Raw genomic sequence first — 23,194 nt, 5'->3', positions numbered from 1 at the left:
GTGAAGGTGCAGGTCGAGCCGGTGGCGAAGGCCTCCGGCGACGCCGCCGACGAGCTGCGCTCGGTGTACGAGGACCTTCACCGCAACCCCGAGCTGTCGTTCGCCGAGCACCGCACGGCGGGCATCGTCGCCGAACGGCTGCGCTCGCTCGGCTACGCCGTGCAGACCGGGATCGGACGCACCGGAGTCGTGGGCGTCCTCGCCCGCGGCAGCGGCCCGACGGTGCTCGTGCGCGCCGACATGGACGCGCTCCCCGTGCGGGAGCAGACGGGGCTTGCCTACGCCTCGACGGCGACGGGCATCGATCCCGCGGGCAACGAGGTGCCCGTCATGCACGCGTGCGGTCACGACATGCACGTGACCGCCCTGCTCGGCGCCGCCGAGGTCCTCGCCGGCGAGGCCGCGGAGTGGGCCGGCACCCTCGTTCTCGTCTTCCAGCCCGCCGAGGAGAACGGCGGCGGCGCGCAGGTCATGGTCGACGACGGCCTGTTCGATCGAGTGCCGACGCCCGACATCGTGCTCGGCCAGCACGTGATGCCCCTGCCCGCCGGGACTCTCGGCGCCGTCGCGGGTCCCGCGTTCGCGGCGACGGACGAGCTCGACATCCGCATGTTCGGGCGTGGCGGGCACGGCTCGCAGCCCGAGTCGACGATCGATCCCGTCGTCATGGCGGCCGCCACGGTCATGCGGCTGCAGGCAGTGGTGTCGCGCGAGATCGCGGGGGCGGAGACCGGCGTGCTCACCGTCGGCCAGATCCACGCGGGAACCAAGAACAACATCATTCCCGACGAGGCCCGCCTCGGCGTGAACATCCGCAGCTACACCGACTCCGTCCGAGAGCGGCTCGTGGGCGCCGTCACTCGAATCGTGAACGCTGAAGCACAAGCATCCGGCGCCGCCCGAGAACCTGAGATCAGCCGCGGTGACGCGTTCCCCGTTCTCGTGAACGACGCGCAGGCGACCGCGAGAACTCTCGACGCCTTCCGTGCGTGCCTCGGCGACGGAGCCGTCATCGAGGTGCCCCGGCTCATGGGCAGCGAGGACGTCGGCAACCTCGCCGCCGCGGCCGGCGCTCCGCTCGTCTACTGGCTGCTCGGCGGAGCGGATCCGGCCCTGTTCGCGGACGCCGCGCTCGGCCCGTCGCTGCCGGCGGGCGTGCCGTCGAACCACTCGCCGTTCTTCGCGCCGCTGCCCGAGCCGACATTGCGGACGGGCATCGCGGCGCTCGTGACGGCTGCGCTGACCTGGCTCGATGACCCGAACGAGACGACAAGCAAGGGGGAGCGATGATCAAGGTTCTGTACTCCGACGACGGCGTCGTGATGCTGAGGCCGCTCACGATGGCGGATGCCGACGCGCACCTCGCCGGCCAAGACGTCGAGTACGTCACGTGGCTCGACGGGGCGGACGGCACCGAGGCGACGGAGAAGCGCCGTCTCGCCGACGCCGAGAAGGCCTGGGAGGCCGGTGGCCCCACGTTCGCCTTCGCGATCATGAGCGAGGGCAAGCTCGCCGGCACGATCACGGCGGAGGTGGGTCGTGAGGACTTGCACGACAACCAGGCCGACATCGTCTACGGGCTGTACCCCGACACGCGCGGTCGCGGAATCGCGACGCGCGCGGTGATGCTCATGGTGTCGTTCCTCGACCAGGTGCCGGGCATCTCCGAGGCGGTCATCCGTGTGTCCCCCGCCAATCCGCGCTCGCGCTCTGTCGCCGAACGCGCCGGGTTCGAGCCGCTCGAGACCGAGCAGACGGCGGGTTCCGAGTACGAGTGGCTGAGCAGTCGGGTCTCCCTCGTGCCGGCCGAGGCACGAGGCTAGAGCAGCCCGAGTTCCAGAGCGAGCGTGACCGCACGCGTGCGGTCGGAGACGCCGAGCTTGTCGAACGCGTGCAGCAAGTGCGTCTTCACAGTCGCCTCGCCGATGAACAGCTCCCGCGCGATCTGCGGGTTGCTGTGCCCCTTCGCGACGAGCCGCAGAACGTCGAGCTCGCGGGGGCTCAGTGCGGGAAGCTGCCGGTCGTCGGCGCCGCCGCGCATGCGCTGCACGAGCGTCGCCGCAATCGACGGCGCAAGCACCGTCTTGCCGTCGACAACCGCGCGAACGCCCGCCACGATCTCCTCCGCGGGCGCGGCCTTGAGCAGGTAGCCTGACGCGCCCGCCTCGATCGCGCTCAGAATGTCATCGTCGGACTCGTACGTCGTCAGCACGAGCACGCGCGTCTGCGGGCGCTCGGCGAGGATGCGCGCGGTGGCGCTCGCGCCGTCGAGCTCCGGCATCCGCAGGTCCATCATGACGACGTCGGGTTCTGTCGCGAGCGTGCGCTCGAGCGCCTGCGCGCCCGTCGCCGCCTCGGCCACGACCTCGATGCCGTCGGCGAGGTCGAGCAGGCCGACGATGCCGCCGCGCACGATCGGGTGGTCGTCGGCGACGAGAACGCGGATCACTGAAATGCCTCCTGAGGGTGAACGGATGGATGCGGGACGCGCACGGTCAGGCAGACGCCGCCGCCGGGGGCGTCCGTCACCTGAAGGCTCCCGCCGACGAGCGCGAGCCGATCGCGCATGCCGACGAGGCCGAAGCCGCCCTCGTCGGCGAGCCGATAGCCGCCGAGGCCGCGGCCGTCGTCGCGGATGACGAGCACGGCGAAGTCGCGCTCTGTCGCGAGCGAGAGCGACACCGCGGTCGCGCCCGCGTGCTTGCGAATGTTCGCCAGTCCCTCTTGCGCGCAGCGCAGGATGACGACCTCGAGATCGCGGGAGAGCGGAACCTCCAGGTGAGCGTCGACGGCCACGCGCACGGCCGTCTCGCGCTCGAAGCGCTCGCCCAGTCGCACGAGGCTCGCCTCAAGCGATCCGGATGCCGCCGAGGGGGTGACCGCCGCGTTCGAGGCGACGAGCGCGCGGGCTTCGACGAGCGCCTCGCGAGCGGTCTCCTCGATGAGCTGGGCGGCCTCCGAGCCGGTGTCCTCGAGGCGGAGGCGCTGGGCGAGCATGACGATGCTCGTGAGGCTCTGCGCGATCGTGTCGTGGATGTCGCGCGCGAGTCGCTCGCGCTCGGTGGCCGCCCCGGCCTCGCGGTGCGCCGCTTCAAGCTCGCCCTGGGTCGCGGTGAGCTCCTCGAGGAGCCGCTGACGTTCGACGCCCCACGTGGCGATGCGCGTGATCCACAGGCCGAGCGCCACGCTGAACGCGGCCGACACCACGGAGATCGTGAACCCCGTGCCGATGCTGCCGCTCGTCCAGCCGCCGCCGGCCGCGTACGCGGTTCCGAAGAGCGCAGCCGCGCAGATGTTCGCAATGACAGCGTGCACCGTCGAACGCGCGCTCATCCAGATCAGCGGCATGACGACGATCTGCGCCGACATCATGTTCGGGTCGACGAACACGCCGACCGTGACGAGGGCGAGCAGCGCCGCCTGCAGGCTGAGCCCGAGCCCGAGCGGCGGATCCTCATCGTCGGCGAGGTCGATCGCGATGAAACGGCGGGCGCCGAACGCGTACACGGCGCCGATCCCGGCAAGGACGCCGATGAGCACGATGCGCTCGCCGGCACTGTTGTCGGGGTTCACGAGGAACAGCGCCGCGAGCGCCACGAGAGTGACGCCGGCGGCGATGTCCCACCAGGTGCGAGTGTTCACGCTGATCACTGTCTCACGTCCGGCCCGGCCGCCCTCACTTGTCCTTGTGGATCCAGCGGAATGTGAGCCGCGCGAGCACGAGGCCCACGACGATCCACACGGCGAGCATGATCGCGACGAGCGGCAGATCCCAGGCGCCGCTCTGCTCCGCGGCGGCGTAGGACTCGGGCAGGAACGCTCCGCGCAGTCCCTGCGCCATCCAGCGCACGGGGAAGAATCCCGCGACGCTCTGCAGCCACTCGGGCAGCGCCGAGAACTGCAGGTACACACCCGAGATGAACTGCAGAACGAGCACGATCGGGATGATCACGGCCGACGCGGTCTTGCCGGAGCGCGGCAGCGCCGAGAGCGCGATTCCCGCGAACGAGCACGCCGCAATGCCGAGCACGTACACCCACGCGACGATCGCCCAGCCCTCGGCCGTGTCAGGCAGCGCCGCATCGAAGCCGAGCACCGCGACGCCGACGAGCAGCGCGAGCTGCAGCAGGCTCGTCACGACGACCTGCCCGAGCTTGCCGATGAAGTACGACACGGGCGACAGCGGCGAGCCGCCGAGGCGCTTGAGCGTGCCGTCGCTCTTCTCGACGGCGATGTCGCCCGCGAGGTTCTGCACGCCCGACAGCAGGATCGCGCCCGCGATCAGACCGGGCAGGTAGTAGGTGGCCATCGAGACGCCGTCGGGCAGCTCCTGGTCGCTGAACACCGTCGCGAACAGCGCGTAGATCAGCGTCGGGAAGAGGAAGGTGAAGAACACCTGGTCGCCCGCGCGGAAGTACATCTTCAGCTCGAGCGGGATGCGCCGCAGGCCGAGGCGAAGCGAGCGCCCCGCGGGAAGCGTCGGGATGAGCGGTGCGGTGAGGGCGGTCATGCTGCGAACTCCTGTTCGGTGTCGGATGCTGCGGCAGCGGTCTCGCCGGCGTCCGCGTTGATGAGGGTGAGGTAGACGTCTTCGAGCGTCGGCCGCACGATCTCGACGTCGCGCGGCTCCGCGCCGGCCTCGGCGACGAGTGCCGCGACGGCGGTGGCCGGCTCGTGGGTGCGGATCTCGCGGCGCCGGCCGGCGGCATCCGTCCACTTCACGAGGGGAGTGCGAGCCTCGCGGCCGCCGATCTCGTCGATAGCGCCGATGTCCACGAGGCGGCCGCCGGCGATGACCGCGGCCCGGTCGCCGAGCTGTGCGGCCTCGTCGAGGTAGTGCGTCGTGAGCAGAATGCTCGTGCCCTCCGCCTTGAGCGAGCGGATGAGCTCCCAGAACTGGCGACGCGCCTCGGGGTCGAAACCCGTCGTGGGCTCGTCGAGGAACAGCAGCTGCGGCCGGCCGATGATGCCGAGCGCGACGTCGACGCGGCGGCGCTGGCCGCCCGAGAGCTTGCCGATGCGGGTCTTCTGCGCCGCCTCGAGGCCGACGGCCTCGATGACCTCGTCGACGCCGCGCGGGCTGGGGTAGTAGCCCGCGAACTCGGTGAGCTGCTCGCGCACCGTGAGGTTGCCGGACTCGCCCGTCGACTGCAGCACGATGCCGAGCTGCGCGCGCCAGCCGAGGTCGCCGCGCTCGGGGTCGACGCCGAGCACGCGCGCCTCGCCGCCGCTGCGGCGGCGGTAGCCCTCGAGGATCTCGATGGTCGTGGACTTGCCCGCCCCGTTCGGGCCGAGCAGGGCGAACGTCTCGCCGCGGCGGATGTCGAAGCTCACGCCGTCGAGCGCCGTGAACGAGCCGTAGCGCTTCTGGAGGTCTCGTACCTCGACGATGTTGTCTGTGTGTGTTGGCATGCTTCCACACTGGCCGAGCGGATGCCGCCGGCAGAGCGTCCGACCGGCTGATTCCGCCCTCCACCGATCGGTGGATGCTTCGGTCGCTCGCGGCTCAGCCGTCCAGCATCCCGTCGATGATCGGGAGCAGCTCGGGGATGCTGCGGCAGCCCTGCCGCTGCACGAAATGACCGCCGTCCGGGATGATCGTGAGCGGGGCGGCGAGGTGCTGCGCGAGTCGGGCGGTGATCGGCGGGGCGACAGTCGTGTCGTTGTCGGAGCCGACGACGTGCCGCTGTCGTGCGCCTGCGATGATCGCTTCGAAGTCGACGGGCTCCGCCGTGAACGGATCCAGTTTCGGCAGGTTCGGCAGCGGTTCGGCGAAGCCCGCCACGAGGATGAGGCCGCGCAGGCTCCACGGGCGCGGCATCCGATCGAGAACCCGAAGCGTCGTGATGGAACCGAGGCTGTGGCCGATCAGGATCGTGTCGTCGTCCACCTCGCCGATCGCCTCGGCGAGCGTCGAGACCCATGGCTCGAGCTCGGGATCCGTGGAGTTCGGCAGCGCCGGCACGCGCACGACATCGTCGCCGAGCGTGCGCGCATAGTGCTCGCGCAGCCACGGGAACCAGTGCATCTGCGGGTTCGCGAGGTAGCCGTGCGCGACGACGATGCGAAGGCGGCTCATGCGCCGGTCCTCATCCACGTTGTCGTGCGGGAACGAATGCCGAGCGTGACGGCCCGCGCGGCGATGTAGCCGAGGCTGAAGGCCGCGGTCAGCCAGGCGAGCCCGGCCGCGCCCGTCGGCTGCGCGGCGTAGACCCAGAGGGCGAGCGGCACGTAGCAGGCGAGGTTCACGATCCCGGTGAGCGCAAGGTAGCGCGCGTCACCCGCGCCGATCAGCACCCCGTCGAGGACGAAGACGAACCCGCCGAGCGGGACGCTGACGCCCAGCACGACGAGCGCGGGCTGCATCTGAGCGGCGAGCTCGGCGTCGCCCGTGAAGAGGTGGCCGAGCACTCCGCTCAATCCGGCGATGATCGCGCCGATCACGACGCCCGCCCAGAGCCCCCAGACGATGCAGCGCGCGAGCACGGACCGGACGGCGTCGACGTCGGAGGCCCCGAGATTCTTGCCGATGAGGGCCTGCGCGGCGATCGCGAGCGCATCGAGTGCGAAGGCTGCCGTCGAGTACAGCGTCATCATGATCTGGAATCCGGCGAGCTCGCTTGTGCCGAGCGAGGTCGCGACGAAGATCGACAGCAGCATGGCCGCGCGCAGGCTCGCGGTACGCACGAACAGCCAGCCGCCCGAGAGCGCGGAGCCGCGCAGCCCCTCGCGGGTCGGGCGCACGGTGGCGGACGTGCGTCGGGCGTGGCGCAGTACCACGGCGACGTAGACGGCGACCATCGCCCACTGCGCGACGACCGTGCCGAGCGCGGAGCCCGCAATGCCGAAGTCGAGCACGTACATGAAGACGTAGTTGAGGCCGATATTCGCTGCGAACCCGCCGACGGCGACGAACAGGGGAGTGCGCGTGTCCTGCAGCCCGCGCAGGAGCCCGGTCGCGGCGAATACGACGAGCATCGCCGGGATTCCGGCCATCGAGATCGAGAGATAGGTCGATGCCTGCGCTGAGACGGAAGCGGTCGCCCCGAACGGTGCGATGAGAATCGGGGTCGCGAGCCAGCCGAGAAGGGCGAGAACGACGCCGAGCCCGAAGGCGAGCCAGATCCCGTCGATGCCGACGGAGACGCCGCCGCGCTCGTCGCCCGCGCCGAGCCGCCGGGCGACGGCCGGCGTGGTCGCGTAGGCCAGGAACACCATGAGGCCGATGATCGTCTGCAGCACGGCGCTCGCGATCCCGAGTCCCGCGAGCGGTTCGACGCCGAGGTGGCCGACCATGGCGGAGTCGGCGAGCAGGAACATCGGCTCGGCGATGAGCGCCCCGAGCGCGGGGACCGCAAGGCGCAGAATCTCGCGGTCGACGGCTTTCACGGCTTCGACTCTATCGGCGGGAGGCCGCCTCGACGCGCTGCGACTGCTTGATCTGGATCAGCGCGATCTCGAGGCGCGCGAACTCTTCCGCGACCTGGGTGAGATCGAGCTGGTCGTGCGCGCGCATCGACAGCGCGAGCTTCTCGACGACGGAGACCTGCACACTCGCCTGCACCCTCTCCTCGGGGAGCCAGGGGGCCTCGATGAAGGGGCGCAGCGCGTAGAGGAGGTCTTCCGTGCGCATGCATCTCGTGAAGGCGCGCCGGGGTTCGAACGTCTTCTCGAGGGTGAGCAGCTCGAAGGAAACGGAGCTGAGGCAGCGATGGCCCTCCGCCTCGAGGTACTCGCGCAGTCGCGCCTCGACCTGGAAAACGCGGCGCAGCCTGCGCCCCGTCTTGTGCTCAGTCAGATCGTCGAAGAACGGCACCAGGACTTCGTCAATCGTGGGGGAATTGCTGTCCATGCACGAAGGATGCCACCACCCTCCGACACCCGTTCTGGCGCCGGGGGCTACCGGAGGTCGGGGGTCTCCCGTACTCTCGACCGCATGATCGGAAAACTGCACGCAACCGTCATCGACTGCCCGGATCCGGCCGCGCTCGCGCCGTTCTATGAGGAGCTGCTCGGCATGGCTCGCGTCGAGACCGAGGACGACTGGATCACGATCGGCTACGCCGAAGGCATCCCCGCCGTGGCGTTCCAGCAGGTCGAGAACTATCGCGCACCGGAATGGCCCGACCAGGAGGTGCCGCAGCAATTCCATCTCGATGTCATGGTCGACGACCTCGACGAGGCGGAGCGGCAGGTGCTCGAGCACGGCGCAACCGACACCGGCAAGAAGTACGAGCACTTCCGGGTCTTCCTCGACCCCGCCGGTCACCCCTTCTGCATCGTGCACTGAGCCGGGTACGACTGCTCCGTCGGTCGCCTCACGTAGGCTGGGCGCATGACTGATGTTGCGCTGTCCTCCGGCATCGAAGCCGACAAGCTGAACCCGAACATCCGACCGCAAGACGACCTCTTCCGACACGTCAACGGCACGTGGCTCGACGAGACCGAGATCCCGTCCGACAAGGCGCGGTGGGGCACCTTCTATCAGCTGGCGGAGACCGCTGAGAAGAACGTGCAGCAGATCATCCTCGATGCGCAGAACGGCGTCTTCGACGACACGGATGCCGCGGTCGAGGCGCGCAAGGTCGGCGATCTCTACGCGAGCTTCATGGACACCGAGCGCATCGCCGAGCTCGGAACCGAGCCCATCGCGGAGCAGCTGCGGGCGGCATCCGAGATCTCGTCCATTCCCGAGCTGCTCGCCACACTCGGCCGACTCGAGAACGACGGCGTCGGCGGCTTCATCGGCATGGGCGTCGACAACGACCCGGGCAACCCCGAGCGCTACATCATGTTCATCGTGCAGTCCGGCATCACGCTGCCCGACGAGAGCTACTTCCGGGAGGAACGCTTCGCTGAGACCCGTGAGGCGTACCTCGGCCACCTCGAGCGCATGTTCACGCTCGGCGGCCTCGATGACGCGGCCGGTCGTGCTCGCCGCGTTCTCGATCTCGAGACGCAGATCGCGTCGCATCACTGGGACAACGTGGCAACGCGCGACGCGCAGAAGACGTACAACCTCTACACCGGAGACGACGCCTTCGCTCTCGTCAAGGGCGTGGATCTGACGCCGTGGCGTGAGGCCATCGACGTGCCGGCGTCCGCGCTCGCCGAAGTCGTCGTCATGCAGCCCTCCTTCCTCGAGGGCCTCGGCGACGTGCTCGTCGAGGAGAACCTCGACGCCTGGAAGGACTGGGTGGCGTGGAAGGTGCTGCACGGCGCAGCGCCGTACCTCACCGACGACTTCTCGGCCGAGAACTTCGACTTCTACAGCCGCACCCTGACGGGCACGCCCGAGCAGCGCGAGCGGTGGAAGCGCGGCGTCTCCCTCGTCGAGGGCGCGATGGGCGAGGCCGTCGGGCGCGTTTACGTCGAGCGTCACTTCCCGCCGCAGGCCAAGACCGCGATGGACGAGCTCGTCGCGAACCTCGTGGAGGCCTACCGGCAGTCGATCTCGACGCTCGAGTGGATGAGCCCGGCCACGCGCGAGCGGGCGCTCGAGAAGCTCGAGAAGTTCACGCCGAAGATCGGCTACCCCGTGAAGTGGCGCGACTACTCGAGCCTCGAGATCGATTCGAGCGATCTCGTGGGCAACGTGCGCCGTGCCGGTCGATTCGAGCAGCACCGCGAGGTCAGCAAGATCGGGAAGCCCCTCGATCGCGACGAGTGGTTCATGACGCCGCAGACGATCAACGCCTACTACAATCCGGGATTCAACGAGATCGTGTTCCCTGCGGCCATTCTGCAGTACCCGTTCTTCGATGAGACGCGAGACGCCGCGGCGAACTACGGTGCGATCGGCGCCGTCATCGGCCACGAGATCGGGCACGGCTTCGATGACCAGGGGTCCCGCTACGACGGGGACGGACGACTCGCCGACTGGTGGACGGAAGCCGATCGCGAGGCGTTCGAGAAGCGCACCGGCTCTCTCATCGAGCAGTACAACGCGCTCGCCCCTGAGCAGGTTCCGGACCATCACGTGAACGGCGCCCTCACGATCGGCGAGAACATCGGCGATCTCGGCGGGCTCAGCATCGCCTGGAAGGCGTACTTGATCTCGCTGGACGGGCAGGAGCCGCCGGTGGTCGACGGCTTGACCGGGGCCGAGCGCTTCTTCCTGTCGTGGGCGCAGGCCTGGCGGCAGAAGAGCCGCGACGCCGAGGTGATTCGCCTGCTCGCGATCGATCCGCATTCGCCGAACGAGTTCCGGTGCAATCAGATTGTCAGGAACATCGACGAGTTCTACGCTGTCTTTGGAGTCACGGAGACCGACGCGCTGTGGCTTGCGCCCGAGGAGCGCGTCACGATCTGGTAGCTGGAGCATCCGGTCTCGTATGAGGGAGTGTGACGCGCGTGTCATCACCGGCCCACCCGCCTGAGCGTCGAGTGCGCCCACGAGACCGGCGCGCGAGGCATCGGGCCAGCGAGCCTGCCGACAGCTTCGAGCGCGGGTTCACCGCCCTCGGTGTGCTCGCGCGCAACGGCGTGCAGGTCTCGGCTCGCATCATGGATCTGGCCAGCGGCCGCGAGCTGCTCGCAATCGACGACTACGTCGTGATGCCGACCGCCGGAATCGGCACGGTGTTGCTGCTCGCCGAGGTCGCGGCGCGACTCGACGATCCGGACTTCGAAGGGCTCGTCATCCTCGACCGCGAAGCGCGCGACAACGTGGGCGACGGCGGCATCTGGCAGCACTTGCAGGCGCCGTCGTTTCCCGTCGCCGACCTCGCCGTGTTCACCGCCGCGGCGGGCGACAACCTCGCCACAAACGTGCTGCTGCGCGAGATCGGACTCGAGAAGGTGCACGAGCGCACCGAGAAGCTCGGTCTCAACCGCACGGCCCTTCTCGACTCCGCACGCGACCAGCGAGGACCCGACGACGCGCCGCAACTCTCCGTCGGGTCGATGCGAGAGCTCGCCTGGCTGTTCTCGGAGGTTGCGCGCGGCGAGGCGACGAGTCCGACCGCGAGTCAGCGGCTCGTCGACTGGCTCTCGCTCAACATGGACCTGTCGCTCGTCGCGTCCGCCTTCGGGCTGGATCCGCTGTCGCATCGGCAGGGCACCCACGAGCTCACGCTCTTCAATAAGACGGGGTCGGATGCGGGCGTGCGCGCTGAGGTCGGTGTGCTGCGGGGGCCCCGGGCGGGCGTGGCGTACGCCGTCGCAACCTCGTTCAGCGACAGTGATCTGCTCACACGCCTCGCTGTCATCGACGCCCTGCGCACACTCGGCAACGACCTGCTGGAGTACGTGCACTGAGCAGTGTGAGCGCTCGCGCTATCCCAGGCATCCCTGGCCACTATCGCCGGCGTCGGGCCGGCATCGGGAAGCGATCGAAGTCGTCGGCTGCCGCAACGATCGTCTCCGGTGCGCGAGCCTGCGCTTGAGCGACGAGCTGATCCGTGTTCGGGTAGCGCGAGGAGAAGTGCGTGAGCACGAGATGCCGCGCGCGTGATGCCCGGGCAAGCTCGCCGGCCTGCCCAGCCGTCAGATGCAGATAGTCACGGGCGAGATCGGCGTCCTCATCGGCGAAGGTGCACTCGCTGACGAGCATGTCGACACCGTCGGCGAGCTCTTCCGCGCCGGCGCACGGAGCGGTGTCCATGATGAATGCGAAGCTCTGGCCGGCCCGTGGCACACTGACGTCGTCGAGACGCACGCCGCCCAGCGAGCCCTCTCGCCGCAGCCGTGCGATGTCGGAACCGAGGATGCCGGCTTCGGCGAGTTTGTCGGGGAGCATCGTGCGACCGTCCGGCTCCGTCAACCGGTAGCCGAACGCCTCCACGCGATGCCGGAGCGGCGCAACCCTCAGGTTCTCAGCGACCTCGCCGGCGGCATCGTGCGGGACCAAATGAAGGTTTGGCGGCGGAGTCGCCACCGAGACGAGCGCACGAACAAACTCTTCGCCGCTCGACGGGTAATGGAGCTGCACGTCGTGCTCGACGCCGTCGGCCGCCAGTCGGGAGATCACGCCCGGGAGACCATAACTGTGGTCGCCGTGCACATGAGTGAGGCAGATGTGCGTGATCTTCGACGCCGATACCCCGGCGAAGGTCATCTGCCGCTGCGTTCCCTCTCCAGGGTCGAACAGATAGCCCTCACCATCCCAGAGCAGCAGGTAGCCGTTGTGATTGCGCGTGCGCGTCGGCAGGTGCGACGACGTGCCGAGGACGACGAGTTCGCGAACCATCAGGCCTCCTTCGGGCCACGATAGCGCGCACAGGCCCCGCTCAGGGGCGCTCGGGCGGTGCAACCCGCGGAGTGATCGCCGCGATCGGTAAACGCGGGAATACGAACGGCCGTGCGTGCGCTGTCATTTTCGGACACGCGTTTTCGCGTGCGACGATTTCTGCTTCACGATCGAAGAGACATGACCGAACCCACCCTTGCCGCAGCGCGCGCCGATCACGATGCGTGGCGTCGCGAGCGCCGCGATTCCGTGACCGCGCCCACCGGAAACCTCGCCCTCGTCGAGACGCGGTGGCTGCCGGACGGCGCGCGGCCGAACCTCGCGTCTGAGCGACAGGGCGCGGCGGCATCCGTCACCGTCACGAGCCTCAAGCGCCGGAACATCGACACGGGCGCCGACGAGTACGGCCTGCGCTTCTGGGACGCCGCGTCGCCCGCGATCCGCGCGTTCGAGCAGATCTCGACGTTCCCCTACGACCCCGACTGGGTGGTCGAGGCGACGTTCACGCCGGTCGACGCCGGGCGTACGATCCCGTTCGAGCACATCCGCGACAACGGCGGCACACGCGAGCTCGTCGTGCCGGGCGATATCACCTTCCGCCGCGGCGGCGTCGACTACCGGTTCGCCGCGTTCGATGACGGCGGCGTGCTTCTGCTCGTCTTCGGCGATCCCACGAACGGCCGCGACGATGACACGGGAACATACGGTTCGGGCCGGTTCCTCTTCGTGCAGCGCGCCGACGACGGCGGGTTCGGCCAGCCGGGAACCGTGACCCTCGACTTCAACCGCGCCTTCGTGCCGCCGTGCGGCTTCTCGGCGCAGTACAACTGTCCGCTGCCGCCCGCGCAGAACCGCTTCGCGGAGCCGGTCATCGCCGGTGAGAAGCAGGTGCGGTTCACGGGCGGCTTCGACATCTACTCGGCCTGACCGGATGCCGCCGCCCGCGGCATCCGCTCGCCTCGTCTTTTTCAGTCAAGGAGAACAACAGTGAAGAGAACCCTGACCATCGCCGCCGCGCTCGTGAGCGCCGCGCTCGTTCTGACCGGCTGCTCGGCCGGCGGCGGAGGCGGCAGCTCGAGCGGCGGCGCCGACGCGACGATCGAGATCGGCTCGCTGTACGAGCCGCAGAACCTCAGCAACACCGGCGGCGGCGGGCAGGGCGTCACCGAGGCGCTCAGCGGCAACGTGTACGAGGGCCTCTACAAGCTCACCGACGACGGCAAGGTCGAACCGCTGCTCGCGAAGAGCGACGAGGTGAGCGACGACGGGCTCACGTACACGTTCACGCTGCGCGATGGCGTCACCTTCCACTCGGGCAAGACGCTCACGTCCACCGACGTGAAGCGCAGCATCGAAGCCGTCACGGCCGAGGACTCGCAGTCGGCGCGCAAGTCGAGCTTCGAGGTCGTCGACTCGATCGAGACGCCCGACGAGAAGACCGTGGTCGTGCACTTGAAGCAGCGCTCGATCTCGTTCATCTACAACCTCAGCTACGTGTGGATCGTGAACTCCGACGCGAGCGACCTCACGACGAGCGAAGATGGCACGGGTCCGTACACGCTCGGCGACTGGAAGCAGGGCAGCACGCTGAGCCTCGAGCGCTGGGACGGCTACTGGGGGCCCAAGGCGAAGAACGCCGAGGTCGTCTTCCACTACTACAGTGACGCGACCGCGCAGAACAATGCCCTGCTCACCGGGCAGATCGACATCATCACGAGCGTGCAGAGCCCCGACGCGCTCAGCCAGTTCGAGAACAACGACGACTACACCGTGAACGACGGCGCATCGACGACGAAGGAGCTGCTCGCGTTCAACGACCGCGTGAAGCCGTTCGACAACACGCTCGTGCGCAAGGCCGTCTACTCCGCGATCGACCGCGAGAAGCTGCTGAACTCCATCTGGGGCGACTACGGAACCCTCATCGGCTCGATGGTGCCGCCGACCGACCCCTGGTATGAGGACCTCACGAAGGTGAACCCGTACGATCCCGACCTCGCGAAGAAGGAGCTCGCCGAGGCCGGTTACCCCGACGGCTTCAGCTTCACGCTCGACACCCCGAGCTACGACCCGCACCCCGCCGTCGCGGAGTTTCTGCAGGCCGAGCTGAAGAAGGTCGGCGTCACGGTGAAGATCAACACGATCAGCGCCGACGAGTGGTACACGAAGGTGTTCCAGAAGCACGACTTCGAGGCGACGCTGCAGGAGCACGTCAACGACCGCGACGTCGTCTGGTACGGCAACCCCGACTTCTACTGGGGCTACGACAACGCCGACGTGCAGAAATGGGTCGCCGAGGCCGAGCAGGCCCAGACGACCGACGAGCAGACCGCGCTGCTGAAGAAGGTCAACGAGCAGATCGCCGAAGACGCCGCGAGCGCGTGGCTCTACCTCTACCCGCAGATCGTCGTCGCCGCGAGCGACGTCACGGGGTACCCGATCAACGGCCTCAACTCGCAGTTCTACGCGTACGACATCGTCAAGAAGTAAGCGAACGGATGCCGCGGCGCCCCGTGCCGCGGCATCCGCACGCCCGTTAGTCTGACTCTGCATGCTTGCCTACCTGCTTCGCCGATCTGTCTTCCTCGTGGTGTCGCTCATCGTGGCCCTCGTGGTGATCTTCGTGCTGCTCCGCCTGCTGCCCGGCGACCCCGCGAACGCGCTGCTGTCGGCGAACGCGACGCCCGAGCAGATCGCGGCGGCCCGCGCGCAGGTGGGCTCCGACAAGCCGCTGCTCGAGCAGTTCGGGCTGTGGGCGGGCCAGATGGTGCGCTTCGATCTCGGCGAGTCCTACATCAGCACGCTTCCCGTGGGCCCGGAGGTCGCGTCGCGGCTCGTCATCACGTTGCCGCTGACGCTGCTCTCGTTCGCGCTCGCCCTCGTGCTCTCGCTCGCCGCCGGCGTCGTGGCCGCCGTGAAGTCGAACCGCTGGTACGGCATCGCGCTCTCGGGCTTCGCGCAGCTCGGCATCGCCGTCCCGGTGTTCTGGGTCGGCATCATCCTCGTCTGGATCTTCGCGCTCAGTCTCGGCCTGCTGCCGAGCGGCGGCTTCCCGCGCGAGGACTGGGCCGACCCCGCCGACGCGCTCACCTCGCTTCTGCTGCCGATCATCACGATCGCCGTCGTGATGAGCGCCTCGCTCACCCGCTACGTGCGCTCGGCGACCCTCGACGTGATCGGCAGCGGCTACGTGCGCACCGCACGGGCGGGCGGCGCGAGCTTCGCCGAGGCGCTGTGGCGGCATGGCCTGCGCAACGGCGCCGTGCCCGTCATCGCGATCCTCGGCATCGAGCTCTCGACGACGCTGCTCGGCGCCGTCGTCGTCGAAAGCGTCTTCACCCTCCCCGGTCTCGGCAGCATGCTGCTCGACGCCATCGCCCAGCACGACTTCCCGAACATCCAGGGCGTGCTCGTGGTCAGCACTCTCTTCGTGCTGCTCGTCGGCTTCGCCGCCGACATCGTGCAGCGCCTCGTCGATCCGCGCTTGCGGCGATCAGTCTCGGGGAACCGATGAGCTCAATAGCCCTGCAGGATGCCGCTCCCGACGTGCCGCGCCGCAAGCGCCGCGGCCGCCGCGCCACGCTCGTGATCGGCATCGTCTTCGTCGCAGCCGTCATCGTGCTCGCCCTCGTCTCGCTCGTGTGGCTGCCCTACGGCCAGTCGGACACGAGCGGAACCAGGCTCGAGGGTCCGAGCGGAAGCCACCTGCTCGGCACCGACAAGCTCGGTCGCGACCTGCTGACCCAGCTCATGATCGGCGCCCGCATCGCGCTCCTGGTCGGCGCGGGCTCGGTCGCCATCGCCGCGGTGCTCGGCCTGCTGCTCGGGCTCATCGCCGCCTTCGCGAGCCCGTGGCTCGACGACACCCTCTCGGCCGCCCTCGACGTCATCATCGCGTTCCCCGTCCTGCTGCTCGCGATGCTCGTCGTCGCCGTGCAGGGCGCGTCGCTGTGGTCGGCGATCCTCGCGATCGGCCTCGCCCAGTCCGCCGTCGTCGGCCGACTCGTGCGCATCCTCGCCCGCCGCGTGCTGCGCGAGCAGTACATCACCGCGGCCCGCACGAGCGGCACTCGCCTGCCCGGCATCATCGCCGGCCACGTGCTGCCGAACATCGCCCCCATGCTCGGCGTCAACCTCGCCCTGCAGTTCGGCGTCGCCGTGCTCGCCGAGGCGAGCCTGTCGTACCTCGGGCTCGGCGCCCCGCCGCCCAACGCCTCATGGGGGCGGATGCTGCAGGAGGCGCAGGGCACCGTGCTCACCGCGCCGGTCGGCGCGATCGCTCCCGGTATCGCCCTCGTCGTGCTCGTGCTCGGCGTCAACTTCATCGCCGACGGTCTGCGCGACGTCGCGGATCCAACGAGGAGCAGTCGATGAGCCTTCTCGAGGTCTCCCGTCTCTCCGTGCGCACGGCCGACGGCGATGCGCTCGTCGACGACCTGTCGTTCTCCCTCGACGCGGGCCGGCGCCTCGGCCTCATCGGTGAGTCCGGCTCGGGCAAGTCCCTCACCTCCCTCGCCGTCACAGGGCTGCTCGGCGCGGGTCTCGAGGCGTCCGGCTCGGTGCTCCTCGACGGCCAGCAGGTGATCGGCGCCCCCGATCGGATGCTGCGCCCGCTGCGCGGCCCGGTCGCCTCCCTCGTCTTTCAGGAGCCGCTGAGCGCCCTCGACCCGCTCATGCGCGTCGGCCGGCAGGTCGCCGAGCCCATGCGCCGCCACCTCGGGCTGCGCGGTGCAGAGCTTGACCGCGCGGTCGCCGCCGCGCTCGCCGAGGTGTCGCTGCCGGATGCCCGCATCGCCCGCGCGTATCCGCACGAGCTCTCGGGCGGCCAGCGCCAGCGCGTGGCCATCGCTCTCGCTCTCGCAGCCGGACCGCGGCTGCTCATCGCCGACGAGCCCACGACGGCTCTCGACGTGACGGTGCAGGACGAGGTGCTCTCGCTGCTCGATCGTCTCGTGAACGAGCGCGACATGGCGCTGCTGTTCATCAGTCACGACCTCGCGGTCGTCGCGCGCATGGCCGAGAACGTCGTCGTGCTGCAACACGGTCGCGCCGTCGAGTCCGGGGACGTGCGCGAGGTCGTCGCGGCGCCGCGGGAGCCGTACACCCGTCGTCTCGTCGACAGCGCCCGCCTGCTCGACGCCGCCCTCGATCAGGGCCCGGACGCCGCGGACGGAGGAGCCTCATGAGCCTCCTCGAACTGCGCGACGCGAGCTTCGCCTACGGAAAGGGACAACCCGTCGTCGAGGGAGTGTCCGTCTCGCTCGACGCCGGGGACACCGTCGGCCTCGTGGGTGAATCGGGTGCGGGCAAGTCCACGATCCTCGCTCTCATGCTCGGCCTGTCCTCGCCCACGGCGGGCGAGCTGCTCTTCGACGGGAAGCCGCTCGAGCGCCGCGACGCCGCGACGATGCGCCTGTTCCGATCGAGCGTGCAGACGGTGTTCCAGGACCCGTACTCCTCACTCGACCCGCGGCAGCGCATCGACCGCATCGTCGCCGAGCCATTGCGTTCCCTGCGCATCGCCTCGGGCGACACGGCACGGCAGCGTGTGCGCGAGGCGCTCGACTCGGTCGGGCTGCCCGCCGATGTGCTCGAACGGTACCCGCACGAGTTCTCGGGCGGACAGCGGCAGCGCATCGCGATCGCGCGCGCGATCGTCTGCCGACCGCGCGTGCTGCTCGCCGACGAGCCCGTGAGCGCTCTCGACGTGACGACGCGCATCCAGGTCATCGACGTGCTGCGACGCCTTCGGTCCGAGACGGGCCTCGCCCTGCTGATGGTCTCGCATGACCTCAGCACCGTTGCGGCGCTGTGCGAGCGCAGCATCGTGCTCAAAGACGGCCGCGTCGTCGAAGAGGGGGCGACGCGCAGCGTCCTGTCGTCGCCGTCGACCGACTACGCCCGTCAGCTTGTCGCGGCGGTTCCGCGCCTGCCGTAGCCGGCGCTCGCGCGCTCGGCGACAGCCGATTCCCGCGCCATCCGGTTCACCTCGTCGGCGACGACATCGAGCGTTGGGGCGGCGCTCAGCAGCCGGAAGTGACCGGCGGCATCCACTTCGATGTTGCGCGCGCCGCGCAGCACGCTGCCCTCGGGAACGTGAGGGTCGAAGTGACCGTACACCGACGTGATGCGCTCGTCGACGGAAGTGTCGCCGGCAAGGGCCACGATCGTCTCGTCGTCGGGCAGGAACGCTCGGATGCTGGGATCGGGGGAGTAGCGGGCAAGATGGGATCCCGCGAACGGCGTGCAGATGGCGACGAGACCGAGCACCTCCACGCTTCCCCACAGCATGAGCTGCTTGCCGATCAGGCCGCCCTTGCTGTGCGCGACGATGATGCGGCCTGCCGCGGGCGCGGCCACCTTCGAGAGAGCGCGATCGAGCAGCTCGGCCGTGCGTGCGACGCTGAGCCGGTTGTAGCGCATGCCGTGCACGACGCTCACCCGGTAGCCGGCCGATGAGAGCCGGTCCGCGAGCGGCTTGAGGAACACCCAGGTCTCGTAGATCCCCGGCAAGATCACAATCGTCGGCTTAGACCGGTCGCCGCGAGAGTAGCGCGCCGGCGCACGAAGAAGCAGCGCGGCGATCTGCCAGCGCACGGCGTACACGTAGTCGAGCGCCCACCACAGCGCGGCGGCTCCAAGGCCGCGGCGAGCGGGAGGCAGGTCCGCGCCGGCCAGCTCCGGCTCGACGGCGCCCGCGTGCTCCGCGATCAGCCGGGCGATGCGTTCGCCGCCCGTGATCATCGTCTCGTGCCCGCGCCCCGGGATCTCGACGAGGCGCGCGCTCGGCGCAAGGCGCGTGACCTCGCGTGCCCAGTAACCGGGCACGACGGTGTCGCGTGCCCCGCGGATCACGAGCGTGCGCGCCGAGACCCGCGGCAGGGCATCCTCAATGCGATGCTCGAGCATCAGCCCGAGCTTCTTGAAGTACCAGCGCGGTCCCGCCATCGCGTAGTACATGAGCCCGAGCCGCATCACCTTCGGGTTCGACAGCGACACATCCTGCAGCAACCTCAGCGCCTGCATGATGCCCGAGCGCTCGCGCCGGTTCACGGTCGGTGCGATGAGCACGACGCAGTCGCTCACATCCGGGTGCCGCGCGACGGCCTCGGCGACGATCTGCGCGCCCATCGAATGCCCGACCAGCACAGGCCTGCTCAGTCCGAAGTGCCGCACGAGCTGAGCGAGCAGATCTCCGGATGCCGCCATGTCGAGTGCGTGCTCCGGTTCCGGTGCGTCACCGAACCCGGGCAGGTCGAGGGCGTACACGCGACCGGTCTCGGCGAGCGTGTCGGCGAGCGTCGACCAGTACCGGTGCCCCATGCCGATGCCGTGCACGAGAACGTAGTCGGGGCCGCCGTCGACACCCGAGATCGTCACAATCGTCGTGCGCCCTTCGCTGACGAACTCCCGGGTCTCGCTCATGAACAGAGTCTACGAATTCGCCGAACCGCCGTGTCGGGTAGTTTTGTAGAGGTGCGCGGGATCCACGCGCCGCGTTGTCACCGCAGAAATCGAAACCGAGGAAGCGCAAATACATGGCGACCATCATCTACACGCACACCGACGAAGCCCCGATGCTCGCGACCCACTCGTTCCTGCCGATCGTGCAGGCGTTCGCGAGCAAGGCCGGCGTCGCCGTCGAGACCCGCGACATCTCGCTCGCCGGCCGCATCATCGCGGCCTTCTCCGACAAGCTGCCCGAAGGCCAGCGCCAGTCCGACGCGCTCGCCGAGCTCGGTGCCCTCGCGCAGACGCCCGAGGCGAACATCATCAAGCTTCCCAACATCTCCGCCTCCGTGCCCCAGCTCAAGGCCGCGATCGCGGAACTGCAGGCGCAGGGCGTCGCCCTTCCCGCATACCCGGACGAGCCGGCGACCGACGAGGAGCGCGACACCCGCGCCCGTTACGACGCCGTCAAGGGCAGCGCCGTGAACCCGGTGCTCCGTGAGGGCAACTCCGACCGCCGCGCACCGCGCGCCGTCAAGGAGTACGCGCGCAAGCACCCGCACTCGATGGGCGCGTGGAGCGCCGACTCCAAGACGAACGTCGCGACGATGAGCTCGGGCGACTTCCGCTCGAACGAGAAGTCGGTCACGCTCCCGGCCGACGACGTGCTGCAGATCCGTCTCGTCACGTCCGACGGCGTCACCGTGCTCAAGGACGGACTGAAGGTCCTCGCCGGCGAGATCGTCGACGGAACGTTCATGAGCGCGAAGGCCCTCGACGCCTTCCTCGCCGAGCAGGTCGCACGCGCGAAGAAGGAGGACATCCTCTTCTCCGCCCACCTCAAGGCGACGATGATGAAGGTCTCCGACCCCATCATCTTCGGCCACGTCGTGCGCGCCGTCCTGCCCGGCGTCTTCGAGAAGTACGGCGAGCAGCTCGCGGCAGCGGGCCTCCGCGCCGACAACGGACTCGGCGCCATCCTCGCGGGCCTCGACCAGGTCCCGGCCGACGTCGCCGATGGTGTGCGCGCCGCGATCGACGAGGGCTTCAAGAGCGCCCCGAAGATCGCGATGGTCAACTCCGACAAGGGCATCACGAACCTGCACGTCCCCTCCGACGTCATCGTCGACGCGTCCATGCCGGCGATGATCCGCACCTCGGGCCACATGTGGGACGCCGACGGCCAGGAGGAGGACACCCTCGCCGTCATCCCCGACAGCTCGTACGCCGGCGTGTACCAGGCGGTCATCGAGGACTGCAAGGCGAACGGCGCCTTCGACCCGACCACGATGGGCTCCGTGCCGAACGTGGGCCTCATGGCGCAAAAGGCCGAGGAGTACGGCAGCCACGACAAGACCTTCCTGATTCCGCAGGACGGCTCCGTCGAGGTGGTCAACCAGACCGGCGACGTGCTCATCCAGCACGACGTCGAGGCCGGCGACATCTGGCGCGCATGCCAGACCAAGGACATCCCCGTGCGCGACTGGGTGCGCCTCGCGGTCGAGCGAGCTCGCTTGTCCGACACTCCCGCGGTCTTCTGGCTCGATGAGGACCGCGCTCACGACGCCGAGCTCATCATGAAGGTCAACGACGAGCTGCCCAAGCACGACACCGACGGCCTCGACATCCGCGTCCTCTCGCCCATCGAGGCGACGAAGCTCTCGGTCGAGCGCATCCGCCAGGGCCTCGACACCATCTCGGTGACCGGCAACGTGCTGCGCGACTACAACACCGACCTGTTCCCGATCCTCGAGCTCGGCACGAGCGCCAAGATGCTCTCCGTCGTCCCGCTTCTCGCCGGCGGCGGGCTGTTCGAGACCGGCGCGGGCGGCTCCGCTCCGAAGCACGTGCAGCAGCTGCTCGAAGAGAACCACTTGCGCTGGGATTCGCTCGGCGAGTTCATGGCTCTCGCGGAGTCGTTCCGGCACCTCGCCCGCGCGACCGACAACGCCCGTGCCGCCGTGCTCGGTGAGACGCTGGATGCCGCGACCGCGACGTTCCTCAATGAGAACAAGTCGCCGTCCCGCCGCGCGGGCGAGCGCGACAACCGCGGCAGCCACTACTGGCTCGCCCGGTACTGGGCCGAGGAGCTCGCCCAGCAGACGGACGACGCCGAGCTCGCCGCAGCGCTCAAGCCGATCGCTGAGGCGTTTGAGGAGAAGTCTGACGCGATTGAGCAGGAGCTCATCGAGGTGCAGGGATCGCCTGTCGACCTCGGCGGCTACTACCGTCCCGACGAGAAGAAGGCCGACAGCGTCATGCGTCCGTCGACGACGCTCAACAGCATCCTCGACACACTGCACGACTGACGCGCCTATCCGGCGAAACGGCGGCTCCTCGTACGGGGAGCCGCCGTTCGGCATGTGGTAGCGGCTCCTCGGCGGCTGACGCGCACCGTAGATAATTATCTACAAGACGGGTATCATTCAAATATGAGTCTTCCTGCCCGTCCAGAGGCGCACATCTCGCTCGGACAGCTCCGACAGAATCCGACGGAGATGGTGCGTAATGTGCGCGACGGTGACGAGTACGTTCTCACTGATCACGGGCGTCCCGTCGCCCGGATCGTGCCGATCGCACCTGATCCGTGGGTGAGTCGGGCAGCAGCGATGGTCGCGTTCCGGCACCCGGCCGATTCAACCTGGTCCTCTGAACTCAATGAGGAAAGAGCAGCGTCCGATCTGAGCGACCCCTTCGTGCAATGAGGGCGATACTCGACACCAACGTCCTCGTTTCAGAAAATCTGGGGACGTACCCCGATATCGACGCCTTCGCAGTCACCTCGGTCTCATACGCGGAGTTGCGATTCGGGGTCGCGGCGGCCAAATCAGGCGATGCCACGGCTTTGAGGCAAGTGCGATTGCGTGACATTGAACAGCAATTCGGTCCGGGCTTGCCCTTCGACGACCGTGCCGCCTTCAGTTTCGGGATCCTGACCGAGTTTCTGCTCGCACGAGGCCGTTCGCCGCGGGGCCGAGTAGCCGACATCATGATCGCCGCCATCGCTCACGCTCACGATGCGGCGATCATCACGCACAATGTCGACGATTTCCGCGGACTTGAGCGCGCCCTCACGGTCATCGCGGCAAACGAGAACTGAGTCAGTCGATCAGATCGGATGCCGCCAGGCGCCGCAGCACCTCGGCGCCAGCCGGCGGGCAGCGGTGCACGTCTGCCATGGAGATCCAGTGCAGCTCGCTGACTTCCGCAGAGGGTCGCGGAGCCACATCCGGTTCCCCGCCGAAGACGGTCATGCGCACCAGGCGCCCATCCGGCTCGCCGTGTGCCTGGGTCACGACGGTGAACAGCTCCGCCACGGTGTCGGGGACGAGGGTCGTGGAGATCTCCTCGCGCGCTTCCCGCTGCGCGGCCTCGAGGAGAGTCTCGCCTGGATCCACTTTGCCGCCCGGCATGTAGACGACGTCGCGGCCGCGAGCGGTGACCATGAGAACCCGTCGGTCGCGGATGATCGCGACGGCGGCGACGAGGATGTCGGGAAGAGTACGGCGGGTATTCGTGTCACTGCTCACTCCTCCAGTCTGCCCTGTCCATCTGCGC

The 23,194-nt window shown here is 68.9% G+C and carries 24 protein-coding genes; 14 read left to right on the top strand and 10 right to left on the bottom strand.

The features are described from left to right. Together BLV49_RS04615 and BLV49_RS04610 are read left to right on the top strand one after the other, a co-directional pair. On the top strand, positions 1-1,290 hold the full coding sequence (locus BLV49_RS04615) for an amidohydrolase (protein WP_245723693.1): 1,290 nt from the start codon (positions 1-3) through the stop codon (positions 1,288-1,290). Further along, on the top strand, positions 1,287-1,823 hold the full coding sequence (locus tag BLV49_RS04610; protein ID WP_091180489.1) for a GNAT family N-acetyltransferase: 537 nt from the start codon (positions 1,287-1,289) through the stop codon (positions 1,821-1,823). The genes BLV49_RS04615 and BLV49_RS04610 overlap by 4 nt, the downstream gene beginning before the upstream one ends. Here BLV49_RS04610 and BLV49_RS04605 read toward each other — a convergent pair. The 7 genes from BLV49_RS04605 to BLV49_RS04575 all read right to left on the bottom strand — a co-directional run bounded on the left by BLV49_RS04605 (position 1,820) and on the right by BLV49_RS04575 (position 7,852). Beyond that, positions 1,820-2,449, bottom strand: a complete 630-nt coding sequence (locus BLV49_RS04605; RefSeq protein WP_091180485.1) for a response regulator — start codon at positions 2,447-2,449, stop codon at positions 1,820-1,822. The two genes, BLV49_RS04610 and BLV49_RS04605, sit on opposite strands and share 4 nt — an antisense overlap. Then, the gene (locus BLV49_RS04600; RefSeq protein WP_143033953.1) at positions 2,446-3,642 is read right to left on the bottom strand and encodes a sensor histidine kinase; all 1,197 of its coding nucleotides are present in this window, start codon (positions 3,640-3,642) and stop codon (positions 2,446-2,448) included. Before BLV49_RS04600 ends, BLV49_RS04605 begins: the two co-directional genes overlap by 4 nt. A 34-nt stretch (positions 3,643-3,676) precedes the next feature. Further along, entirely contained in the window at positions 3,677-4,510 is an 834-nt protein-coding gene (locus tag BLV49_RS04595; RefSeq protein ID WP_091180477.1) for an ABC transporter permease, read from the bottom strand. Beyond that, positions 4,507-5,412: an ABC transporter ATP-binding protein gene (locus tag BLV49_RS04590; RefSeq protein WP_091180472.1), complete on the bottom strand. Its 906-nt coding sequence runs from the start codon at positions 5,410-5,412 to the stop codon at positions 4,507-4,509. Before BLV49_RS04590 ends, BLV49_RS04595 begins: the two co-directional genes overlap by 4 nt. Before the next feature lie 94 nt (positions 5,413-5,506). Continuing rightward, entirely contained in the window at positions 5,507-6,079 is a 573-nt protein-coding gene (locus tag BLV49_RS04585) for an RBBP9/YdeN family alpha/beta hydrolase (RefSeq protein ID WP_091180470.1), read from the bottom strand. Beyond that, positions 6,076-7,389: an MATE family efflux transporter gene (locus tag BLV49_RS04580; RefSeq protein WP_281245309.1), complete on the bottom strand. Its 1,314-nt coding sequence runs from the start codon at positions 7,387-7,389 to the stop codon at positions 6,076-6,078. Before BLV49_RS04580 ends, BLV49_RS04585 begins: the two co-directional genes overlap by 4 nt. Positions 7,390-7,399: 10 nt before the next feature. Beyond that, the gene (locus tag BLV49_RS04575; protein ID WP_143033952.1) at positions 7,400-7,852 is read right to left on the bottom strand and encodes a hypothetical protein; all 453 of its coding nucleotides are present in this window, start codon (positions 7,850-7,852) and stop codon (positions 7,400-7,402) included. A gap of 84 nt (positions 7,853-7,936) precedes the next feature. On the opposite strand from BLV49_RS04575, the gene BLV49_RS04570 reads away from it, so the two are divergent. Genes BLV49_RS04570 through BLV49_RS04560 form a run of 3 tightly spaced genes read left to right on the top strand, consistent with a single transcriptional unit; the run spans position 7,937 to position 11,259 of the window. After that, positions 7,937-8,290 (top strand): VOC family protein, encoded by a 354-nt coding sequence (locus tag BLV49_RS04570; protein ID WP_091180464.1) that lies wholly within the window; start codon positions 7,937-7,939, stop codon positions 8,288-8,290. Positions 8,291-8,335: 45 nt separating this feature from the next. Beyond that, positions 8,336-10,315 (top strand): M13 family metallopeptidase, encoded by a 1,980-nt coding sequence (locus BLV49_RS04565; RefSeq protein ID WP_091180460.1) that lies wholly within the window; start codon positions 8,336-8,338, stop codon positions 10,313-10,315. A gap of 38 nt (positions 10,316-10,353) precedes the next feature. Further along, complete coding sequence (locus BLV49_RS04560; protein ID WP_091186757.1) at positions 10,354-11,259, top strand: serine hydrolase; 906 nt, start codon at positions 10,354-10,356, stop codon at positions 11,257-11,259. Between the two features lie 40 nt (positions 11,260-11,299). On the opposite strand, the gene BLV49_RS04555 is transcribed toward BLV49_RS04560, so the two are convergent. Further along, positions 11,300-12,190, bottom strand: a complete 891-nt coding sequence (locus BLV49_RS04555) for a ribonuclease Z (RefSeq protein WP_176980715.1) — start codon at positions 12,188-12,190, stop codon at positions 11,300-11,302. A 180-nt stretch (positions 12,191-12,370) separates the two neighbouring features. Here BLV49_RS04555 and BLV49_RS04550 point away from each other — a divergent pair, with 180 nt between their 5' ends. From BLV49_RS04550 to BLV49_RS04525, 6 genes are all read left to right on the top strand, one after another. After that, the gene (locus BLV49_RS04550) at positions 12,371-13,117 is read left to right on the top strand and encodes a DUF1684 domain-containing protein (RefSeq protein ID WP_091180457.1); all 747 of its coding nucleotides are present in this window, start codon (positions 12,371-12,373) and stop codon (positions 13,115-13,117) included. A 60-nt stretch (positions 13,118-13,177) separates the two neighbouring features. Next, positions 13,178-14,677, top strand: a complete 1,500-nt coding sequence (locus tag BLV49_RS04545; protein WP_245723535.1) for an ABC transporter substrate-binding protein — start codon at positions 13,178-13,180, stop codon at positions 14,675-14,677. Between the two features lie 61 nt (positions 14,678-14,738). Beyond that, on the top strand, positions 14,739-15,701 hold the full coding sequence (locus BLV49_RS04540; RefSeq protein WP_091180454.1) for an ABC transporter permease: 963 nt from the start codon (positions 14,739-14,741) through the stop codon (positions 15,699-15,701). Continuing rightward, complete coding sequence (locus tag BLV49_RS04535) at positions 15,698-16,561, top strand: ABC transporter permease (RefSeq protein ID WP_091180452.1); 864 nt, start codon at positions 15,698-15,700, stop codon at positions 16,559-16,561. Before BLV49_RS04540 ends, BLV49_RS04535 begins: the two co-directional genes overlap by 4 nt. Then, on the top strand, positions 16,558-17,373 hold the full coding sequence (locus BLV49_RS04530) for an ATP-binding cassette domain-containing protein (RefSeq protein WP_091180450.1): 816 nt from the start codon (positions 16,558-16,560) through the stop codon (positions 17,371-17,373). Before BLV49_RS04535 ends, BLV49_RS04530 begins: the two co-directional genes overlap by 4 nt. Continuing rightward, entirely contained in the window at positions 17,370-18,125 is a 756-nt protein-coding gene (locus BLV49_RS04525) for an ABC transporter ATP-binding protein (RefSeq protein WP_091180446.1), read from the top strand. The genes BLV49_RS04530 and BLV49_RS04525 overlap by 4 nt, the downstream gene beginning before the upstream one ends. Here the strand turns inward: BLV49_RS04525 and BLV49_RS04520 are convergent. Then, on the bottom strand, positions 18,092-19,612 hold the full coding sequence (locus tag BLV49_RS04520) for an alpha/beta hydrolase (protein WP_091180442.1): 1,521 nt from the start codon (positions 19,610-19,612) through the stop codon (positions 18,092-18,094). The genes BLV49_RS04525 and BLV49_RS04520 overlap by 34 nt on opposite strands. Before the next feature lie 113 nt (positions 19,613-19,725). Here BLV49_RS04520 and BLV49_RS04515 point away from each other — a divergent pair, with 113 nt between their 5' ends. The 3 genes from BLV49_RS04515 to BLV49_RS04505 all read left to right on the top strand — a co-directional run bounded on the left by BLV49_RS04515 (position 19,726) and on the right by BLV49_RS04505 (position 22,736). Continuing rightward, positions 19,726-21,945, top strand: coding sequence for an NADP-dependent isocitrate dehydrogenase (locus BLV49_RS04515; protein ID WP_091180440.1), 2,220 nt, complete (start codon positions 19,726-19,728; stop codon positions 21,943-21,945). A 123-nt stretch (positions 21,946-22,068) separates the two neighbouring features. Then, a complete protein-coding gene (locus tag BLV49_RS17400; RefSeq protein ID WP_091180433.1) occupies positions 22,069-22,341 on the top strand; it encodes a type II toxin-antitoxin system Phd/YefM family antitoxin in 273 nt (90 codons plus the stop codon). Next, positions 22,338-22,736, top strand: a complete 399-nt coding sequence (locus BLV49_RS04505) for a PIN domain-containing protein (RefSeq protein WP_091180430.1) — start codon at positions 22,338-22,340, stop codon at positions 22,734-22,736. The genes BLV49_RS17400 and BLV49_RS04505 overlap by 4 nt, the downstream gene beginning before the upstream one ends. Before the next feature lies 1 nt (position 22,737). On the opposite strand, the gene BLV49_RS04500 is transcribed toward BLV49_RS04505, so the two are convergent. Next, positions 22,738-23,166, bottom strand: coding sequence for an NUDIX hydrolase (locus BLV49_RS04500; RefSeq protein WP_245723534.1), 429 nt, complete (start codon positions 23,164-23,166; stop codon positions 22,738-22,740). Positions 23,167-23,194 lie beyond the last annotated feature (28 nt).

It is taken from the genome of Paramicrobacterium humi (genome assembly GCF_900105715.1).
GTDB classification, from domain to species: Bacteria; Actinomycetota; Actinomycetes; order Actinomycetales; family Microbacteriaceae; genus Paramicrobacterium; species Paramicrobacterium humi.
Note: the sequence above shows the minus strand (reverse complement) of the source record. Positions and strands in the feature narration are given on the sequence as shown.

Excerpts from the sequence above, each read along its gene's own strand:
- BLV49_RS04610 (WP_091180489.1), top strand. The coding sequence starts at position 1,287 with ATGATCAAGGTTCTGTACTCCGACGACGGCGTCGTGATGCTGAGGCCG.
- BLV49_RS04595 (WP_091180477.1), bottom strand. The coding sequence starts at position 4,510 with ATGACCGCCCTCACCGCACCGCTCATCCCGACGCTTCCCGCGGGGCGC.
- BLV49_RS04590 (WP_091180472.1), bottom strand. The coding sequence starts at position 5,412 with ATGCCAACACACACAGACAACATCGTCGAGGTACGAGACCTCCAGAAG.
- BLV49_RS04585 (WP_091180470.1), bottom strand. The coding sequence starts at position 6,079 with ATGAGCCGCCTTCGCATCGTCGTCGCGCACGGCTACCTCGCGAACCCG.
- BLV49_RS04575 (WP_143033952.1), bottom strand. The coding sequence starts at position 7,852 with ATGGACAGCAATTCCCCCACGATTGACGAAGTCCTGGTGCCGTTCTTC.
- BLV49_RS04570 (WP_091180464.1), top strand. The coding sequence starts at position 7,937 with ATGATCGGAAAACTGCACGCAACCGTCATCGACTGCCCGGATCCGGCC.
- BLV49_RS04565 (WP_091180460.1), top strand. The coding sequence starts at position 8,336 with ATGACTGATGTTGCGCTGTCCTCCGGCATCGAAGCCGACAAGCTGAAC.
- BLV49_RS04555 (WP_176980715.1), bottom strand. The coding sequence starts at position 12,190 with ATGGTTCGCGAACTCGTCGTCCTCGGCACGTCGTCGCACCTGCCGACG.
- BLV49_RS04550 (WP_091180457.1), top strand. The coding sequence starts at position 12,371 with ATGACCGAACCCACCCTTGCCGCAGCGCGCGCCGATCACGATGCGTGG.
- BLV49_RS04540 (WP_091180454.1), top strand. The coding sequence starts at position 14,739 with ATGCTTGCCTACCTGCTTCGCCGATCTGTCTTCCTCGTGGTGTCGCTC.
- BLV49_RS04535 (WP_091180452.1), top strand. The coding sequence starts at position 15,698 with ATGAGCTCAATAGCCCTGCAGGATGCCGCTCCCGACGTGCCGCGCCGC.
- BLV49_RS04530 (WP_091180450.1), top strand. The coding sequence starts at position 16,558 with ATGAGCCTTCTCGAGGTCTCCCGTCTCTCCGTGCGCACGGCCGACGGC.
- BLV49_RS04525 (WP_091180446.1), top strand. The coding sequence starts at position 17,370 with ATGAGCCTCCTCGAACTGCGCGACGCGAGCTTCGCCTACGGAAAGGGA.
- BLV49_RS04520 (WP_091180442.1), bottom strand. The coding sequence starts at position 19,612 with ATGAGCGAGACCCGGGAGTTCGTCAGCGAAGGGCGCACGACGATTGTG.
- BLV49_RS04515 (WP_091180440.1), top strand. The coding sequence starts at position 19,726 with ATGGCGACCATCATCTACACGCACACCGACGAAGCCCCGATGCTCGCG.
- BLV49_RS17400 (WP_091180433.1), top strand. The coding sequence starts at position 22,069 with ATGAGTCTTCCTGCCCGTCCAGAGGCGCACATCTCGCTCGGACAGCTC.
- BLV49_RS04505 (WP_091180430.1), top strand. The coding sequence starts at position 22,338 with ATGAGGGCGATACTCGACACCAACGTCCTCGTTTCAGAAAATCTGGGG.